General features: G+C 59.5%; 19 protein-coding genes. 13 read left to right on the top strand and 6 right to left on the bottom strand.

What is annotated here, in order from left to right; all coding sequences use genetic code 11:
- Positions 1-149 precede the first annotated feature (149 nt).
- The 13 genes from mnmG (at position 150) to ACQ4W4_RS16415 (ending at position 11,986) form a co-directional block, all read left to right on the top strand.
- Positions 150-2,087 carry a tRNA uridine-5-carboxymethylaminomethyl(34) synthesis enzyme MnmG gene (mnmG, locus tag ACQ4W4_RS16475; RefSeq protein ID WP_436542889.1) on the top strand — a complete coding sequence of 646 codons (1,938 nt, stop codon included), beginning with the start codon at positions 150-152 and terminating at the stop codon, positions 2,085-2,087.
- Entirely contained in the window at positions 2,084-2,728 is a 645-nt protein-coding gene (gene rsmG / locus ACQ4W4_RS16470; protein ID WP_436542888.1) for a 16S rRNA (guanine(527)-N(7))-methyltransferase RsmG, read from the top strand. The genes mnmG and rsmG overlap by 4 nt, the downstream gene beginning before the upstream one ends.
- A gap of 168 nt (positions 2,729-2,896) precedes the next feature.
- Positions 2,897-3,667 carry a ParA family protein gene (locus ACQ4W4_RS16465; RefSeq protein ID WP_034752687.1) on the top strand — a complete coding sequence of 257 codons (771 nt, stop codon included), beginning with the start codon at positions 2,897-2,899 and terminating at the stop codon, positions 3,665-3,667.
- A gap of 64 nt (positions 3,668-3,731) precedes the next feature.
- Positions 3,732-4,616 carry a ParB/RepB/Spo0J family partition protein gene (locus ACQ4W4_RS16460; RefSeq protein WP_436542887.1) on the top strand — a complete coding sequence of 295 codons (885 nt, stop codon included), beginning with the start codon at positions 3,732-3,734 and terminating at the stop codon, positions 4,614-4,616.
- Positions 4,617-4,886: 270 nt separating this feature from the next.
- Entirely contained in the window at positions 4,887-5,255 is a 369-nt protein-coding gene (locus tag ACQ4W4_RS16455; RefSeq protein ID WP_034752692.1) for an ATP synthase subunit I, read from the top strand.
- Positions 5,256-5,306: 51 nt separating this feature from the next.
- Positions 5,307-6,116 carry a F0F1 ATP synthase subunit A gene (gene atpB / locus ACQ4W4_RS16450; RefSeq protein WP_046681851.1) on the top strand — a complete coding sequence of 270 codons (810 nt, stop codon included), beginning with the start codon at positions 5,307-5,309 and terminating at the stop codon, positions 6,114-6,116.
- 59 nt (positions 6,117-6,175) lie between these two features.
- Entirely contained in the window at positions 6,176-6,454 is a 279-nt protein-coding gene (atpE, locus tag ACQ4W4_RS16445; RefSeq protein ID WP_034752695.1) for a F0F1 ATP synthase subunit C, read from the top strand.
- Positions 6,455-6,497: 43 nt separating this feature from the next.
- Positions 6,498-6,968, top strand: a complete 471-nt coding sequence (locus ACQ4W4_RS16440) for a F0F1 ATP synthase subunit B (protein ID WP_099761157.1) — start codon at positions 6,498-6,500, stop codon at positions 6,966-6,968.
- 2 nt (positions 6,969-6,970) lie between these two features.
- Positions 6,971-7,516, top strand: a complete 546-nt coding sequence (locus tag ACQ4W4_RS16435) for a F0F1 ATP synthase subunit delta (protein ID WP_034752699.1) — start codon at positions 6,971-6,973, stop codon at positions 7,514-7,516.
- A 78-nt stretch (positions 7,517-7,594) separates the two neighbouring features.
- Complete coding sequence (gene atpA / locus ACQ4W4_RS16430; protein WP_034752701.1) at positions 7,595-9,136, top strand: F0F1 ATP synthase subunit alpha; 1,542 nt, start codon at positions 7,595-7,597, stop codon at positions 9,134-9,136.
- A gap of 62 nt (positions 9,137-9,198) precedes the next feature.
- Positions 9,199-10,074, top strand: a complete 876-nt coding sequence (gene atpG, locus ACQ4W4_RS16425) for a F0F1 ATP synthase subunit gamma (RefSeq protein ID WP_086144317.1) — start codon at positions 9,199-9,201, stop codon at positions 10,072-10,074.
- Between the two features lie 29 nt (positions 10,075-10,103).
- The gene (gene atpD / locus ACQ4W4_RS16420) at positions 10,104-11,504 is read left to right on the top strand and encodes a F0F1 ATP synthase subunit beta (protein WP_034752705.1); all 1,401 of its coding nucleotides are present in this window, start codon (positions 10,104-10,106) and stop codon (positions 11,502-11,504) included.
- A 62-nt stretch (positions 11,505-11,566) separates the two neighbouring features.
- The gene (locus ACQ4W4_RS16415) at positions 11,567-11,986 is read left to right on the top strand and encodes a F0F1 ATP synthase subunit epsilon (protein WP_065307860.1); all 420 of its coding nucleotides are present in this window, start codon (positions 11,567-11,569) and stop codon (positions 11,984-11,986) included.
- A gap of 67 nt (positions 11,987-12,053) precedes the next feature.
- Here ACQ4W4_RS16415 and ACQ4W4_RS16410 read toward each other — a convergent pair whose 3' ends face one another.
- The 6 genes from ACQ4W4_RS16410 to ACQ4W4_RS16385 form a co-directional block, all read right to left on the bottom strand.
- Entirely contained in the window at positions 12,054-12,641 is a 588-nt protein-coding gene (locus ACQ4W4_RS16410) for an HI_0983 family protein (protein ID WP_436542886.1), read from the bottom strand.
- A gap of 140 nt (positions 12,642-12,781) precedes the next feature.
- Positions 12,782-13,846 carry a ribosome small subunit-dependent GTPase A gene (gene rsgA / locus ACQ4W4_RS16405; RefSeq protein ID WP_436542885.1) on the bottom strand — a complete coding sequence of 355 codons (1,065 nt, stop codon included), beginning with the start codon at positions 13,844-13,846 and terminating at the stop codon, positions 12,782-12,784.
- Between the two features lie 348 nt (positions 13,847-14,194).
- Positions 14,195-14,749: a hypothetical protein gene (locus ACQ4W4_RS16400; protein ID WP_436542884.1), complete on the bottom strand. Its 555-nt coding sequence runs from the start codon at positions 14,747-14,749 to the stop codon at positions 14,195-14,197.
- A 63-nt stretch (positions 14,750-14,812) separates the two neighbouring features.
- Entirely contained in the window at positions 14,813-15,178 is a 366-nt protein-coding gene (speD, locus tag ACQ4W4_RS16395) for an adenosylmethionine decarboxylase (RefSeq protein ID WP_436542883.1), read from the bottom strand.
- A gap of 2 nt (positions 15,179-15,180) precedes the next feature.
- A complete protein-coding gene (locus tag ACQ4W4_RS16390) occupies positions 15,181-15,354 on the bottom strand; it encodes a hypothetical protein (RefSeq protein WP_170840580.1) in 174 nt (57 codons plus the stop codon).
- Complete coding sequence (locus tag ACQ4W4_RS16385) at positions 15,351-16,814, bottom strand: DUF4178 domain-containing protein (protein ID WP_436542882.1); 1,464 nt, start codon at positions 16,812-16,814, stop codon at positions 15,351-15,353. Before ACQ4W4_RS16385 ends, ACQ4W4_RS16390 begins: the two co-directional genes overlap by 4 nt.
- Between the last annotated feature and the right edge of the window lie 20 nt (positions 16,815-16,834).

The following is a 16,834-nucleotide window of genomic DNA, read 5'->3' as shown; positions in this document are numbered from 1 at the left end:
GTGTTCCACGTGAAACAGGAATCGCCGTTGGCTTGCCCCTGCTGAGTAAAAATTAAGCAAAAAATGCGCTGCGCAAGGTTGCGCTCGCAAAAAGACTCTATAATCGGAGCTCTCATCCCGCATTTTACTTGCACTGTTACCTATTTATCATGTTATTTCCTACAGAATTCGACGTCATCGTTGTCGGTGGTGGTCACGCCGGTACCGAGGCGGCCCTCGCTTCCGCCCGCATGGGGCAGAAGACGCTATTGCTCACGCATAATATTGAGACACTGGGCCAGATGTCGTGCAACCCTTCCATCGGCGGCATCGGCAAGGGCCACCTGGTCAAGGAAGTCGATGCCATGGGCGGCGCGATGGCGATTGCCACCGACGAATCCGGCATCCAGTTCCGCATCCTGAACTCCTCGAAAGGCCCGGCAGTGCGCGCCACGCGCGCCCAGGCCGACCGTCTTCTCTATAAAGCCGCCATCCGCACGCGCCTGGAAAACCAGCCGAACCTGTGGCTGTTCCAGCAAGCCGTCGATGATTTGATCGTCGAAGGCGACCGGGTCGTCGGCGCCGTGACGCAGATCGGCCTGAAGTTCCTGGCGCGCGCCGTCGTGCTGACGGCAGGCACTTTCCTCGACGGCAAGATCCACGTGGGCTTGAATAACTATTCGGCCGGCCGCGCCGGCGACCCGCCCGCCATCTCTTTGTCGGCCCGTTTGAAGGAATTGAAACTGCCGCAGGGCCGTCTGAAAACGGGCACGCCGCCGCGCATCGATGGCCGCACGATCGACTTTTCCGTGATGCAAGAACAGGCGGGCGACCTCGATCCCGTGCCCGTGTTTTCCGTCATGGGCAACACGGCCATGCACCCGCGCCAGGTGCCGTGCTGGGTCACGCACACGAATAGCCAGACGCACGATATCATCCGCGCCGGCCTGGACCGCAGCCCCATGTACACGGGCGTGATCGAAGGCGTGGGCCCCCGCTATTGCCCCTCGATCGAAGACAAGATCCACCGTTTCTCGGGCAAGGAATCGCACCAGATCTTCCTCGAGCCGGAAGGCTTGACGACGCATGAGTTCTATCCGAACGGCATCTCCACGAGCCTGCCGTTCGACGTGCAGATCGCCCTGGTGCAATCGATGAAGGGCATGGAAAACGCCCACATCCTGCGCCCGGGCTATGCCATCGAATACGATTATTTCGACCCGCGCGGCTTGAAGGCCTCGCTGGAAACGAAGGCTGTCGCCGGCCTGTTCTTCGCCGGCCAGATCAACGGCACCACGGGCTACGAGGAAGCGGCCGCGCAAGGCATGCTGGCGGGCTTGAATGCGGCCTTGCTGACGCAGGACAAGGAAGCCTGGGTACCGGGCCGCTCCGAGGCCTATCTGGGCGTGCTGGTCGACGATCTGATCACCCAGGGCGTGCAGGAACCGTACCGCATGTTCACCAGCCGCGCCGAGTACCGTTTGAGCCTGCGCGAAGACAATGCCGACATGCGCCTGACGGAAATCGGCCGCGCGCTGGGCTGCGTGGGCGACGCCCAATGGCAAGCGTTCGAGACCAAGCGCGAAGCGGTGGCGCGCGAGCTCGAGCGCCTGCGTTCCACGTGGGTCAATCCGCGCATACTGGCGGCGGCGGAATCGGAACGCATCGTCGGCCAGGCCATCGAGCGCGAGTATTCGCTGGCGGACCTGCTGTGCCGCCCGAACGTGGCCTACGACACCCTGATGAGCATGACGGGCATGGAAGGCCAGGCCCTGGCCGGCCCCGGCGTGGAAGACCCCGCCGTGCGCGAGCAGGTGGAAATCCAGCTCAAATACGCTGGCTACATCGAGCGCCAGAGCAAGGAAATCGAGCGCCACGAACACTATGAAAACCTGGCCTTGCCGGCCGGTTTCAACTACCTGGATATCGGCGCGCTGTCGGTCGAAGTGCGGCAAAAACTCGACAAGCAGCGTCCGGAAACCCTGGGCCAGGCCTCGCGCATTTCGGGCGTGACGCCGGCGGCCATTTCGCTGCTGCTGGTGCACCTGAAAAAGCGCGGCTTCGGCGCCGCGCAGACCACCACTTTAAAGGACGAGGTTGTTGAATGAAGCAGTTTGACCGGGCCGCATTGGCCCCCATTTTGAAGGAAGGCATCGCCGCGCTGGGGCTGGACCTGAGCGCGGATCAGACGGAAAAACTGCTCGATTACCTGGCCTTGCTGGCCAAATGGAATAGCGTGTACAACCTGACGTCGGTGCGCGATCCCCTGCAGATGCTGACCCTGCACGTGCTCGATTCGCTGGCCGCCGTGCCGGCCTTCGCGGAGGCAAAAAACGTGCTCGACGTGGGCGCCGGCGGCGGCTTGCCGGGCATGGTATTGGCCATCGCGCGGCCCGATGTGAAGGTGTCGATGATCGACACGGTGCATAAAAAGACGGCATTCCTGACGCAAGTGAAGGCGGAACTGGGGTTGAGCAACGTCACCGTGTACACGAAACGCGTGGAACAGCTGGAAGTGGCGCAGAAATTCGACGTGATCACCTCGCGCGCCTTTGCCGACCTGTCCGACTTCGTCAACTGGTCACACCACGTGCTGGCCGAGGGCGGGCAATTCATCGCCTTGAAAGGGGTGGCACCGCCAGACGAGCGCGAGAGACTGCCGGCAGACTGGCAAGTGACCCAATTGCGGCCTATCCAGGTGCCAGGGCTAAATGCAGAGCGTCATCTGGTCTTTATAGCAAGAATTTAAAGGTCGCAGAATTAAACGGTATAAATCGTATGAATAGTTTATACGGTATAAATCATATAAACCGTATAAACGATTTATATCGTATAAATAAAATAAATAGTATAAATCGTTTCGGCGGGACGCCGGGGCGCACGATGAAGTTTGCATCTCTTTACAACTAGAAGATACATGGCCAAAATTTTTTGTGTAGCAAATCAAAAGGGTGGTGTTGGTAAAACCACAACAAGCGTCAACCTCTCCGCCGGTCTGGCCAAGTTGAACCAACGCGTGCTGCTGGTCGACCTCGACCCGCAGGGCAATGCGACCATGGGCGCCGGCATTAACAAGGCCGGCCTGAAGGCGTCGACCTATGAAGTGATGCTGGGTGAGTCCGATGTCAAGACGGCACGCCAGCGTTCGGAAGCGGGGCGCTTCGATGTCTTGCCGTCGAACCGCGAGCTGGCCGGCGCCGAAGTGGAGATGGTCGAGTTGGACAACCGCGAACGCCGCCTGAAGGATGCGCTGGCCGAAGTGGACGGCGAATATGACTTCATATTAGTAGATTGCCCACCGGCATTATCGATGCTGACCTTGAACGGCCTGTGCGCCGCGCATGGCGTGATCATCCCGATGCAGTGCGAGTACTACGCGCTGGAAGGTTTGTCCGACCTGGTCAATACCATCAAGAAGGTGCATGCGAACCTGAACCCGGATTTGAAGATCATCGGCCTGCTGCGCGTGATGTTCGATCCGCGCATGACATTATCGCAACAAGTGTCGGCGCAGCTGGAACAGCACTTCGGCGATAAGGTATTCAATACCATCATCCCGCGCAACGTGCGCCTGGCCGAAGCGCCATCGTACGGCTTGCCCGGCGTGACCTTCGACCCCAGCTCGAAAGGCGCCCAGGCGTACATCGCCTTCGGCGCCGAGATGGTCGAACGCATCAAACATATGTAAACAAGGGGCGAGCGCCTGCACATTATGATGTGAGTGCTTACTCTGAAAACACGATTAGGACAGCATGGCTACGAAAAAATTAAAAGGACTGGGTCGCGGACTCGACGCCCTGTTGGGCGGCGGCGGCGATTTCGCCAGTCCGGACACGCATCAACCGTCGAACTTGCCCGTGTCGCAAATGCAAGCCGGCAAATACCAGCCGCGCACGCGGATGGACGAGGGCGCCCTGAATGAACTGGCTGCCTCGATCAAGGCGCAGGGGCTGATGCAGCCGATCTTGGTGCGCCCGATCGGGCAGGACACCCTGAGCGGCCTTGTCAAATATGAAATCATCGCCGGCGAACGCCGTTTCCGCGCCTCGCAGCTGGCGGGCCTGACGGAAGTGCCGGTGCTGGTGCGCGACGTGGACGACCTGGCCGCCGCGGCCATGGCGCTGATCGAGAACATCCAGCGCGAAGACCTCAATCCTTTGGAAGAGGCGCAGGGCATCCACCGCCTGATCGCCGACTTCAGTTTTACGCATGAGCAAGCGGCCACTGCGCTGGGACGCTCGCGCAGCGCCGTGTCGAACCTGTTGCGTTTGATGAACCTGGCCAGTCCCGTGCAAACCATGCTGATGGCCGGCGATATCGACATGGGGCATGCGCGCGCGCTGCTGGCCGTCGATGCGGCCAGCCAGATCACCCTGGCCAACCAGGTCGTGGCCAAGCGCCTGTCTGTGCGCGAAACGGAAAAGCTCGTCACCCGCACGCTCGAGGAAGCGGCCAACCCGGTCGAGCCGCGGCAGAAGGAAAAGTCCGGCGACATCGCGCGCCTGGAAGAAGAGCTGTCCGATGCGCTGGCCACGCCCGTGGTGTTCAAGATGGGTAACAAGGGCCGTGGTCAATTGGTCATCGATTTTGCCGATCTTGACGTACTGGATGGTTTGTTGACCCGCTTGCGTGGTTAAATAGCAAGCTGCAAAGACAGGGGCCATGCGGGTGTGGCCGATCCGGCCATGCTTTCCGGATGCACCACGTGATTCCTTGATAACACGGCTGGAAGCGGCCAGACAAGCGACTTTGCCATATAGTGGTGCAAATGGCGGCGAATAGTCGGTAAAGCGTCAGTTTCACGCAGCAATCGCCCTGCTGCGGTGCACCAACGTTTGACTCTATAGATCAAAGCCAACTATAATCCCGTGTCTTTGCGTGTGTAGATTTTTCTGGGAACTTGGCAATTGAGTGATTCACAACAAAGTATTGCCAAGCCAGTCTACAAAGTAGTTGCATTGCAGCTAGCAATCGCTATCAGTTTTGCCACGGTCACCCTGTTTTTTGGTGGCAGTGTCAGAGGCTGGTCCGCCGCATACGGCGGCGCTATCGCAGTCATCGGTAGCCTGGTGTATGCCCTGTTGGTGGTTCGCGGTTCTAGCGACGCCAACAAGGCATTCCGGGCGCATTTGCGCGCAGAAGTGGTGAAAATATTTATCACAGCGGTGCTGTTTATATTGGCACTGGTGTTGTTTCAGTCGGCCGCCTGGTTATGGCTGATCTTGGGTTTCGCGGTGGCAACCTTAGCATACTGGTTTTCATTGCTCGCTGTTTAATCATTGGTTTTGGGGCCTGTTGAGCTCTGAAACGACAAATCTAAATTCATTATGACCACAGAACACGCTATTGAAGCGGGCCATGCTGCCCCGGCCAACGCCACAGAATACATCAGTCACCATCTGGCCCACCTGAGAAGTGCCGACGGCATGATCAATCTGGATACGTTCTGGATTTCGGCCATTTTGGGCTTTGTTTTCCTGGCTGTTTTCTATATGGCGTCGCGCCGCGCGACGGCTGGTGTCCCTGGCAAGTTGCAAAACTTCGTCGAAATGGTCATGGAAATCGTCAATGACACTATTAATGGGGCCTTCCACGCGAAAAGCAAGGTCATCGCGCCGCTGGCCATCACTATTTTTGTGTGGGTCTGGTTGTTGAACGCGATGGACTTCCTGCCGGTTGACCTGTTGCCGAAGATTCTGAGCTGGTTTGGCGTGCATAAACTGCGCGCCGTGCCGACCGCCGACGTCAACCACACCTTCGCCATGTCGCTGTCGGTCGTGCTGTGCGTGATCGCCTTCTCGATCAAGGCCAAGGGCCTGGGCGGCTGGATCAAGGAACTGTTCACGGCACCGTTCCATGCGAGCGGCCTGATCGGCACGATCGCCCTGGCACCTGTCAATTTCCTGCTGCAAATGGTTGAGCTGGTTGCAAAACTGATCTCCCTGTCGCTGCGACTGTTCGGCAATATGTATGCCGGCGAACTGATTTTCATCTTGATCGCGTTGTTGCCTTGGTGGGCACAGTGGGCGTTGGGTGGTCCATGGGCAATTTTCCATATCTTGATTGTAACTTTGCAAGCTTTTGTGTTTATGGCGTTGACGGTTGTGTATCTGAGCCTTGCGGTTGAGAAACATTAATCATTAACTTTATATTTTGTTTTTTTAGTATCTTTCGTTTTTAAATTTAGGAGAATTTTATGCAAGCTCTGATCGCACAAGTACAAAGCATGACCGTTCTGGCAGCAGCAATCATCATCGGCCTGGCCGCAATCGGCACCGCTCTGGGCTTCGCTATCTTGGGTGGCAAATTCCTGGAAGCTTCGGCACGTCAACCAGAACTGATGCCACAACTGCAAACCAAACTGTTCGTTATCGCTGGTCTGCTGGATGCTATCTCGATGATCGGCGTTGGTGTTGCTCTGCTGTACACGTTCGCTAACCCGTTCCTGTCCGCTCTGACGGCTGTTGCTCAGTAATTCGCTCCAACCCTAGGAGAAACTTTTAGTTAGGAGCAAAGGTATGGACATCAATATGTCGCTCATCGGCCAGATGATCACCTTCGCGGTGTTGGTCTGGTTCTCGATGAAGTTCGTATTTCCAGCGCTGAACACAGCGCTGGATGAGCGTGCCAAACGAATCGCGGATGGATTGGCTGCGGCCGATCAAGGTCAGGCTTCGATGGCAGTCGCTGAAAAGCGTGCGCAAGAGGCATTGAACAGTGCACGTGAAGAAGCGTCGCAACGCGTTGCGGACGCTGAAAAGCGCGCGCAGCTGGTTGCTGAAGAGATCAAGCAAAATGCACAAGCTGAAGCTGCGCGTATCATTGCGCAAGCCCAGTCGGACGCCGAACAGCAACTGTCGAAAGCACGCGAACAATTGCGCGCTCAGGTGGCTGACCTGGCTGTCAAGGGTGCCGAGCAGATCTTGAAGCGTGAAGTCAACGCCACGGCTCACGCCGAAATGTTGCAGCGTCTTGCTGTCGAGCTGTAATCATGGCAGAACTCGCAACCGTCGCCCGTCCCTACGCGGAAGCTTTGTTCCGCGTAGCCCAAGCTGGTAAGGAGTCAAGCAACCTCGCGGCGTGGTCCGAGCTGGTGTCCGAACTGGCACAGATCGGTAGCCACCCCGAGGTACAGGCGTACGCGCGCAATCCGAAGGTTTCGGAAAGCGACGTCGCCGCCACCATCCTGTCGTTGTTGAAATCGCCGCTCAATGAGGAAGTGAAAAACTTCGTCACGATGTTGATCGAAAATGGCCGCATCAGCCTGCTGCCGGAAATCGGCGCGCAATTCCATGCCTTGAAAAATGGCCTGGAAGGTGCGGCTGACGCCGAGATCACGAGCGCTTTCGATCTGAGCGAAGGCCAAACGGCCGAGCTGGTCGCAACGCTGGAAAAGAAATTCAGTCGTAAGCTCAACCCTGCCGTCACAGTGGATCCATCGCTGCTCGGCGGCGTGCGCGTGGTTGTTGGCGACCAAGTGCTCGATACCTCGGTGCGCGCCAAGCTGCAGCAACTGCACGCTGCACTGGTGTCGTAAGACACGCGCTTCGGCAGGCCAGCTTAGACAGACCCTTACCCCTCGCGCAAGCTGAGAGAAACACTTTTAGGAGTTAGTATGCAACTCAACCCATCTGAAATCAGCGAGTTGATCAAGAGCCGGATCCAAGGTCTTGACGGCGGCGCTGAAGTGCGTAATCAAGGCACGGTTATTTCCGTCGCCGACGGTATCTGCCGCATCCACGGTTTGTCGGACGTGATGCAAGGCGAGATGCTGGAATTCCCAGGCAACACGTTTGGCCTGGCAATGAATCTGGAACGCGACTCCGTCGGTTCCGTGATTCTGGGTGCCTACGAGCACATCTCCGAAGGCGACACGGTGAAATGCACCGGCCGCATTCTGGAAGTGCCAGTCGGTCCTGAGCTGCTCGGCCGCGTTGTCAACGCGCTGGGTCAGCCGATCGACGGCAAAGGCGCCATCGAAACCAAACTGACGGCCGCGATTGAAAAAATCGCGCCGGGCGTGATCGCCCGTGAGTCCGTGTCGCAACCGATGCAAACCGGCCTGAAGTCGATCGATGCGATGGTTCCCGTTGGCCGCGGCCAGCGCGAACTGATCATCGGCGACCGTCAAACCGGCAAGTCGGCTGTGGCGATTGATGCGATCATCAATCAAAAAGGCCAGGGCATGAAATGTATCTACGTCGCGATTGGCCAAAAGGCCTCGTCGATCAAGAACATCGTGCGCTCGCTGGAACAGCACGGCGCGATGGAGTACACCATCGTTGTCGCCGCTTCCGCTTCGGAATCGGCCGCCATGCAATACATCTCGCCGTACTCCGGTTGCGCCATGGGCGAATACTTCCGTGACCGCGGTGAAGATGCACTGATCGTCTACGATGATCTGTCCAAACAAGCTGTTGCATACCGTCAAATCTCGCTGCTGCTGCGCCGTCCACCAGGTCGCGAAGCGTACCCAGGCGACGTGTTCTACCTGCACAGCCGCCTGCTGGAGCGCGCAGCACGCGTGAACGCCGACTACGTCGAGAAGTTTACCGACGGCGCCGTCAAAGGCAAGACCGGTTCCCTGACGGCACTGCCGATCATTGAAACGCAAGCTGGCGACGTGTCCGCATTCGTTCCAACCAACGTGATTTCGATTACCGACGGTCAGATCTTCCTGGAAACCTCGCTGTTCAACGCCGGTATCCGTCCTGCCATTAACGCCGGTATTTCCGTATCGCGCGTCGGCGGCGCCGCCCAGACCAAGGTCATCAAAAACCTGTCCGGCGGTATCCGTACCGACTTGGCGCAGTACCGTGAACTGGCCGCGTTTGCGCAGTTCGCTTCGGACCTGGATGAGTCGACCCGCAAGCAGCTGGACCGCGGCGCGCGCGTAACGGAATTGCTCAAGCAAGCCCAATACTCGCCACTGTCGATCTCGCTGATGGCCGTATCGCTGTTCTCGGTGAACAAAGGCTTCATGGACGACGTGCCAGTCAAGCAAGTGCTGTCGTTCGAAGCTGGTGTCCACGCTTACATGAAGACCAAGCAAGCTGCTCTGCTGGCCAAGATCGAAGAAACCAAGCAACTCGACAAAGACAGCGAAGCAACTCTGTCGGCGGCCATTGCTGATTTCAAGAAATCCGGCGCATATTAAGCGGCCAGGCGGCGCCCGCCTCGAGTGAGGCGCCGCCCTACGCGCAGAAGGAGTAAGGACTCATGGCATCAAGCAAAGAGATACGAGGCAAGATCAAGAGCGTAGAGAATACGAAGAAGATCACCAAGGCGATGGAAATGGTCGCCGCGTCCAAAATGCGCAAGGCGCAAGACCGGATGCGGGCCGCCCGTCCCTACAGTGACAAGATTCGGAATATCGCCGCCAATCTGGCGACCGCCAATCCGGAATACACGCACCCGTTCCTGGCAGCTGCCCAGGGCACGCAAGCGAAGGCAGTGGGTTTCATCGTTGTCACGACCGACAAGGGTCTGTGCGGCGGCATGAATACCAACATCCTGCGCCAGGTGACGAGCAAGTCGCGCGAGCTGGAAGCAGCTGGCAACCGGATTGAAGCAGTTGCCATCGGTAACAAGGGTTTGGGTTTTTTGAATCGCATCGGCGTCAAGATCGTCGCCTCTGCCATTCAAACCGGTGATACGCCCCACCTGGACAAATTGATCGGACCTGTCAAGGTCATGCTCGAAGAGTTCCAGGCAGGCAAGCTCGACGCAGTGTACCTGTGCTACACCAAATTCATCAACACGATGAAGCAGGAACCAGTGGTCGAACAGTTGCTGCCGTTGACGGCCGACAAGATGGTCGCCGACAAGAGCGCACACTCGTGGGATTACATCTACGAGCCGGATGCACAAAGCATCATCGACGAATTGCTGGAGCGCTATGTAGAAGCGCTGGTGTACCAGGCAGTCGCGGAGAATCTGGCGTCCGAGCAATCGGCACGGATGGTCGCGATGAAAGCTGCAAGCGACAACGCGGGTAGTGTGATCGGCGAATTGAAGCTGATCTACAACAAGACCCGCCAAGCTGCGATTACCAAAGAACTCTCCGAAATCGTCGCCGGTGCGGCTGCGGTTTAAACGAATTTAACTATATTGAAGGAACGAACATGGCTGATGGCAAAATCGTTCAGTGTATCGGCGCTGTGGTGGACGTTGAGTTTCCCCGCAACGCGATGCCTAAGGTATTTGATGCCTTGAAGATGGCAGGCTCGGAACTGACCCTGGAAGTACAACAGCAGTTGGGCGACGGCATTGTCCGTACCATTGCACTCGGCTCGTCCGATGGCCTGCGTCGCGGCATGATGATCCAGAACACCGGCAAACCTATCATGGTGCCAGTCGGTAAAGCAACCCTGGGTCGCATCATGGACGTGCTGGGCAACCCGATCGACGAATGCGGCCCTGTGTCGCACGAGCAGATCGCGTCGATCCACCGCACCGCTCCTGCATACGACGAACTGTCGCCATCGCAAGAGCTGCTGGAAACCGGCATCAAGGTGATCGACCTGGTTTGCCCGTTTGCAAAAGGCGGTAAAGTCGGTCTGTTCGGCGGCGCTGGCGTAGGCAAGACCGTCAACATGATGGAACTGATTAACAACATCGCCAAGGCGCACAGCGGCGTTTCCGTGTTCGCCGGTGTGGGTGAGCGTACCCGTGAAGGTAACGACTTCTACCACGAGATGGCTGACGCGAAAGTGGTCGATCTGGAAAACCCAGAGAACTCCAAAGTCGCGATGGTCTACGGTCAGATGAATGAACCGCCAGGTAACCGTCTGCGCGTCGCGCTGACCGGCCTGACGATCGCTGAATCGTTCCGTGATGAAGGCAAGGACGTTCTGTTCTTCGTCGACAACATCTACCGCTTCACCCTGGCCGGTACCGAAGTGTCGGCACTGCTGGGCCGTATGCCGTCGGCTGTGGGTTACCAACCGACCTTGGCCGAAGAAATGGGCCGTCTGCAAGAGCGTATCACGTCGACCAAGACCGGTTCGATCACCTCGATCCAGGCCGTCTACGTTCCAGCCGATGATTACACCGATCCGTCGCCTGCTACCACGTTTGCTCACTTGGATTCGACCGTTGCGCTGTCGCGTGACATCGCTTCCCTGGGTATCTACCCAGCCGTGGATCCACTGGATTCGACCTCGCGTCAGCTCGATCCGTTGATCGTCGGTCAAGAGCACTACGACACCGCGCGTGCCGTGCAAACGACCCTGCAGCGCTACAAGGAATTGCGCGACATTATCGCGATTCTGGGTATGGACGAGCTGGCACCGGAAGACAAACTGCTGGTCGCCCGCGCACGTAAGATGCAGCGTTTCCTGTCGCAGCCTTTCCACGTCGCTGAAGTCTTTACCGGCGCGCCTGGTAAATACGTTTCGCTCAAAGACACGATCAAGGGCTTCAAAATGATCGCTTCGGGCGAACTCGATCACCTGCCGGAACAAGCGTTCTACATGGTCGGCACGATCGAAGAAGCAATCGAAAAAGCCAAGAAACTTAACTAAGTTAAGTCTGGGCCTAACCCCGCCCCTTACAAGGCGGGGTTCTTCAACCCGATAGGACACACATGGCACACACAATTCACGTTGACGTGGTTTCCGCTGAAGAACTGATTTTTTCAGGCGAAGCAGAATTCGTCGCGTTGCCGGGTGAACAGGGCGAGCTGGGTATCTACCCACGCCACACGCCTTTGATTACCCGCATCCGTCCGGGCGCGGTCCGCATCAAGGTAGTCGGTCAGGCTGAAGAAGAGTTCGTCTTCGTTGCCGGCGGCCTGCTGGAAGTGCAACCGGATACCGTGACCGTCCTGGCCGATACCGCGATCCGCGGTCACGACCTGGACGAAGCGAAAGCGCTGGAAGCGAAGAAGTTGGCGGAAGAAAATATCCACAACAAGGATTCGGGCATCGACTACGCGCAAGCGCAAGCCGAGCTGGCCAGCGCGATTGCGCAGCTGGCAGCGATCCAGAAGCTGCGCAAGCATTAATTTGCTCGCATGCAGTAAAACAAAAAGGCAGCCTGCGGGCTGCCTTTTTTTATGCCGCGCACCCCGCCTATTCGCAGGTGGGTTGCCAGGTGCCATCGCGTAACTGGACAGCCAGGCTGGCATTGCCCTCATTGACCAGCTTCAGCGTCGCCTGCTTGCCCGCCGCGGATTGGTCTTCGCCAGGTGGTGTTTTTACCGCATACTGAAACTGCAGCAGGCCACCACAGGCGGCAGCGCCATGAAAGCTCTTGCTGACGTTCGATTCATACACGGGGTTGGCCGCATCCGGTTCATAGACTGACCGCATCAGCACGTGGCCATTTTCGACCGTGACGGAGGAAATGGGTTCCGGCTTGGTGGCTGCCAGCGACTTGAGCAGGGCTGCCGAGAAGGCCAAGGGATCGGTCTTGGAATTGCCTTCGTAGAGTATGGTAATCAGGCTGCTCCATTTTTCCACCGCTTCGCCATTCGTCGTATATTCATACAAGGCCCGTTTGCTGTTGCGACCCTGCGGCGCCGTAAACGCCAGCGTGTAGATCTTGTCGGCATAGTGAATCTCTGGCGGCACGATCAGCTTTTGCGCGAACAGTGCGCTGCTGGCGAACAGGCAAGCCGAAAACGTACTCAGAAGTAAAACGGTTTTTCCCTTGAACACAGTGCATCCTCATTTTATGGTTGGCGGACCGTGCGCATTGCGTGCGGCGCATGTCTGTTGGTACTGCATTTGACTATACCTTGCATATTTCTCAATTGCAACTTTGATATATTCCAGCATCCTGGCTGCGGGTCGACTGTTCACACAAGGCCGTCTTTGCCGCGCTGCTTGACGGCCTTCATCGTTACCTTCCACTTGGCGCGCGCGCTGATGCGCTCGAGCGGCGTCTCTGTGCCGCGCCGGGCGTCGCGCAGCAGCTTGTGATAATTGCGCAGGCGGTCCGCATCAATGGCATCGCGTACGGCGCAACCGGGCTCGGCCGTGTGGCGGCAATCGCGGAACTGGCATGTCGCTGCCAGCGCCGCGATGTCGTCAAACGTGGCCGCCAGGGTCTGCGCATCGGCATCGGCCTGCCAGCTGCGCAGGCCCGGCGTGTCGATGATGCAGGCGCCGTCCGCGCACAGGTGCAAGGAGCGGGCCGTCGTCGTATGCCGGCCGCGGCCGTCGCCGTGGCGCACAGCATTGGTCGTTTGCTGCGCGGCAGACAAGGTATTGGTCAGGCTGGACTTGCCGGCGCCCGATGAACCGAGCAGCACCAGGGTCTGGCCGGCGCCCAGCCAGGGTTCCAGGATGGCCACGTCATACGCATGGCGCGTATCGATGGCAAACACGGGCACGTGGGGCGGCAGGCGCTGTCTCAGCAGCGCCAGCTTGCCCGGCACGTCGTCGGCCACGTCGGCCTTGCTCAGCACCACCACGGGCGTTACGTGCGCCGCCAGCACGATGGCCAGATAACGCTCCAGGCGGCGCGGATTAAAATCCTCGTCCAGTCCCATCACCAGCAGGGCCGTGTCGACATTGCTGGCCAGCACCTGGCGCCGGCCGTCATTGCCGCGCCGCGCGATCTGCGTGACTGGGGATAAGTGCGCCCTTATCCACAGCGTGCCGTGCACATCGGGTTCGGCGGCGACCCAGTCGCCGACAGCAAGGACGGTGTCCTGCGCCAGCAGTTCGTGCAGCAGGCGCGGCAGGATCTGCCCCGGCTGTTCCAGGATGCCGTCGTGCACGCCGATACTGTCGCGGTGCACGGCGCTCACGCGCATCAGCTGCGCGGCGGGGGAAGTGATGTCGAGTTGGGTGGCCGCGCCGGCGATAGCCTGCTGCAGCCCGATAAGGCGTAGTTGCGCAAAATCGAATGCGATCATGGTAGCGTAATTCCAAATTCTGTCGTCCGCATGCGGACGTGAAGCCTGCGCGTGCAGGCACCGCCAGTCGCGAGGACTGGCACGAAAGAAGGGGAACGTCGGCTACGCGATCACGCGTATGGGCAATTGCGGGCTAAGGGACTTAGCGGGGTAAAACAGTGATCAGGCAGCCGACAGCACGGCAGTATCCGAATGGCGCATGTTGTCTACTCCTGTTGTGTGATGGAAAACGTCAGTGTGCCAGCGGCGCGCGCCGGCGTCAATGGACGGTGTGGCTCAGCTGCACATGCCGTAGGTCGGATTAGCCCGCAGGGCGTAATCCGACACATTGTTGGCGCGATTGTTGAATTAGCTGCACATGCCGTAAGCGCTGCGCTCGGGGAAATAGCGGTACGTAAACGTGCGCACCGGATAGCGCTTGCCGCCGACGAGCATGTCGGGCATGGATAAATCAAAGCGCTGCGGCAGCTGGCGCGGCAGTTGCAGGCGCAAGCGCCACTGGGTTTCGGCGCTAGAACCCACGGCAGAAAACATGATGGGCAGCTGCTCGATGACGTCGACGATTTCCGCTTTCTGGTTCATGCCGCGCTGGTAAATGGTGAGTATCTTGGCCTCGGCGAACGGCTGCTTGTGCGGCTCTTCCAGCAGGAAGGACAGGCGCGTAAAACTGGCTTGCGTGCCGACGGGCAAGGTAAAGATCAGCGCCAGTTCCGTGCCGCCTTCCTTCAAGGTGACGGGCGGCGTGGCGTAGATGCTGATGCCGCGCGGCAGTTCGAAACGCGAACCCTCCGTCCACGTCTTGCACTCGGGCGTGGTGGCCTGGTACAGGCTGGGCGCCGTGTAGTCATCGCAGGCGGAAACCAGCAGCAGCAGGGGCAGGGCAAGGAGGGCGGAACGGCGCATGGGAGTCACGGTTGGAGGATCAGCCGACAGTGTAAGCGATCGCCGCGCGATCCACCAGCGAGCTTACGCCGGCGGGGCGCGCCGCACGGATTGCAGCTGGCACTGCGTCGCCTGCAGCGCCTCCTTGATGACGTCCAGCGCCAGCTGCGGCCGGGCCGCGCCGCACATGAAGATGTCGACGGCGGCAAAGCCCACTTCGGGCCAGGTATGCAGCGAGATGTGCGATTCGGCCAGCAGCAGCACGCCCGTGACGCCCTGGCCCGGGCCAAAGCTGTGGAAATGGCCGTGCAGTACTTGCGCGCCGGCCGCGACGGCGGCGTCGCGCAGCAGGCGCTCGAGCGCGGCGCAATCGCGCAGGCGTTCCGGCGCGATGCCCGACAGGTCGGCCAGCAGATGGGTGCCCAGGGGCAGATGCGCAGTGGTCGCCATGCCTATTTGTGGCTGCCGCCGCTGGAGCCGCCGCCATAGCTGCCGCCGCCGCTGCCCGTGCGCGAACTCCAGCTGCTGCCGCCGCTGCCGCTGCCGGCCACCTTGAACATGCGCACCCAGTTGGCGGCCGTGACGGAGAACGTCACCATCAGGGCATAGATCACGTATTTACTCATGGGGGATTCTTTGCATTCTTGTCGAGGAAAACGGCGGGCAGGAACAGCGCCAGGCAGCCCAGCAGACTCCACATCAAGGTGCTGGAGAACGAGACGAACATCGGAATCGCATTCAAGACCAGCACGATGACGATGAAGACCTTGGCGATGCCTTGGTGACTGAGCTCGATATTGTGTACCTTGGCGCCGCCATGGAAGGCGGCGCCGAACCAGGCGGCCATCTGATCATAGGCGACGGGCACGGAACGCGACCACGTCATTTCCTCGCCGGTGAGCTCGGCCGCCAGTTTGGTCTGTCCCTGCTCGAATTCAAACACGCGCGTGCTGTCGCCGACGGCCACCTTCCAGTTGAAGGCGCCCGCCGCGTACACCACCTGCGAGCCGTAGTCATACAGTTTGCGATACGTGGCGCCATCGAGCGTGCAGGTATCGGCGTCCAATGACGCCCAGTTGGGCCAGTTCGGCAGCACGTTCGAGCGCGACCAGCCGTCGTCCGTCTCGACCAGCCAGAAGAAGCCGGCGCGCGCGTTGTACAGCAGGTATTCGTTCCACTCGCTGCCTTCATCGTCGGCGCGGCGCATCATGCCGATCACCGTGAAATCCACATTGCTGATCTTCGCGCTGGCGCCCAGCTCCAGCGTGATGTCGGCGTTGTCGTGCACCTGCTTGCCGATGGCCAGCACCTGCGCTTCCGGGCCGCTGGCGTCGAGCTGCGCGTGGCAGGCGGGGCACACCAGCTGCGCCGCCGCGCCGGGCACATACTGGATGCCGCTGCCGCAGGAAGGGCAGTCGAGCGCATCGAGCTTGCCGCGGTACTTGCCGGCGCTTTTGGCGATGGCATCGTCCTCGCGCAGCAGCTGGCACTGCAAACCATCTAGCGTGACGGCCACGCCCTGGTAGACGACGGGTTGCGGGCCGTCCGTGTAGTCGAGCGTGACAAAGCTGGCGTAGTTGCGCAAGTCCGCCACCTGGATGCGCCAGCCGGCGCCCACCTTGAAGGGCAATTCTCCCTGGCCGGCGATGCATTCGGCGCTGCGGATCTCGGCCGCCGTGTATGGTTCGCCGCAGATCGTGTAGCGCTTGCCCGGCGCCAGCGCGCCAAAGGCGGGCAGGGCGTCCTGCGTCTTGCGTTCGCGCGTCAGCGTGTACAGGCCGGACGAGTCGCCCAGCCACGCCGTGCTGGCATCGTCGAACAGCAGATACCATTCGTTCCACGTGCCGGCGCTGTAGCGCTGCTGGATGCGCCCGACGACGGTGAAGTGCACGCCGTCGTGCACGCCTGCCGTGCCGATCTGGATCGGCGAATAGTCTTCCAGGACGGCCGACATCTTGCCCATGTCCCTGACGGAATCGGCGTCCTTGAGGATGGTGCTGTGGCAGTACTCGCACACGGCGAGCACGGAAGCGTGCGAGCGGAAATGAACTTCCGCGCCGCAGCTGGGACAGGAAACAGTTTGCATGCAGTCGTATTTCGCTCTAA

Origin of the sequence: Janthinobacterium glycogeni (assembly GCF_051380725.1) — a bacterium.
GTDB lineage: Bacteria > Pseudomonadota > Gammaproteobacteria > Burkholderiales > Burkholderiaceae_D > Janthinobacterium.
This window is presented reverse-complemented; position numbering and strand designations above follow the sequence as displayed.

Bases quoted from the DNA above. Each gene is read 5' to 3' on its own strand.
- speD (WP_436542883.1), bottom strand. From the start codon at position 15,178: ATGGCGACCACTGCGCATCTGCCCCTGGGCACCCATCTGCTGGCCGAC.
- ACQ4W4_RS16400 (WP_436542884.1), bottom strand. From the start codon at position 14,749: ATGCGCCGTTCCGCCCTCCTTGCCCTGCCCCTGCTGCTGCTGGTTTCC.
- ACQ4W4_RS16440 (WP_099761157.1), top strand. From the start codon at position 6,498: ATGGACATCAATATGTCGCTCATCGGCCAGATGATCACCTTCGCGGTG.
- ACQ4W4_RS16465 (WP_034752687.1), top strand. From the start codon at position 2,897: ATGGCCAAAATTTTTTGTGTAGCAAATCAAAAGGGTGGTGTTGGTAAA.
- atpD (WP_034752705.1), top strand. From the start codon at position 10,104: ATGGCTGATGGCAAAATCGTTCAGTGTATCGGCGCTGTGGTGGACGTT.
- ACQ4W4_RS16385 (WP_436542882.1), bottom strand. From the start codon at position 16,814: ATGCAAACTGTTTCCTGTCCCAGCTGCGGCGCGGAAGTTCATTTCCGC.
- rsmG (WP_436542888.1), top strand. From the start codon at position 2,084: ATGAAGCAGTTTGACCGGGCCGCATTGGCCCCCATTTTGAAGGAAGGC.
- mnmG (WP_436542889.1), top strand. From the start codon at position 150: ATGTTATTTCCTACAGAATTCGACGTCATCGTTGTCGGTGGTGGTCAC.
- ACQ4W4_RS16390 (WP_170840580.1), bottom strand. From the start codon at position 15,354: ATGAGTAAATACGTGATCTATGCCCTGATGGTGACGTTCTCCGTCACG.
- atpE (WP_034752695.1), top strand. From the start codon at position 6,176: ATGCAAGCTCTGATCGCACAAGTACAAAGCATGACCGTTCTGGCAGCA.
- rsgA (WP_436542885.1), bottom strand. From the start codon at position 13,846: ATGATCGCATTCGATTTTGCGCAACTACGCCTTATCGGGCTGCAGCAG.
- atpA (WP_034752701.1), top strand. From the start codon at position 7,595: ATGCAACTCAACCCATCTGAAATCAGCGAGTTGATCAAGAGCCGGATC.
- ACQ4W4_RS16415 (WP_065307860.1), top strand. From the start codon at position 11,567: ATGGCACACACAATTCACGTTGACGTGGTTTCCGCTGAAGAACTGATT.
- atpB (WP_046681851.1), top strand. From the start codon at position 5,307: ATGACCACAGAACACGCTATTGAAGCGGGCCATGCTGCCCCGGCCAAC.
- ACQ4W4_RS16435 (WP_034752699.1), top strand. From the start codon at position 6,971: ATGGCAGAACTCGCAACCGTCGCCCGTCCCTACGCGGAAGCTTTGTTC.
- atpG (WP_086144317.1), top strand. From the start codon at position 9,199: ATGGCATCAAGCAAAGAGATACGAGGCAAGATCAAGAGCGTAGAGAAT.
- ACQ4W4_RS16460 (WP_436542887.1), top strand. From the start codon at position 3,732: ATGGCTACGAAAAAATTAAAAGGACTGGGTCGCGGACTCGACGCCCTG.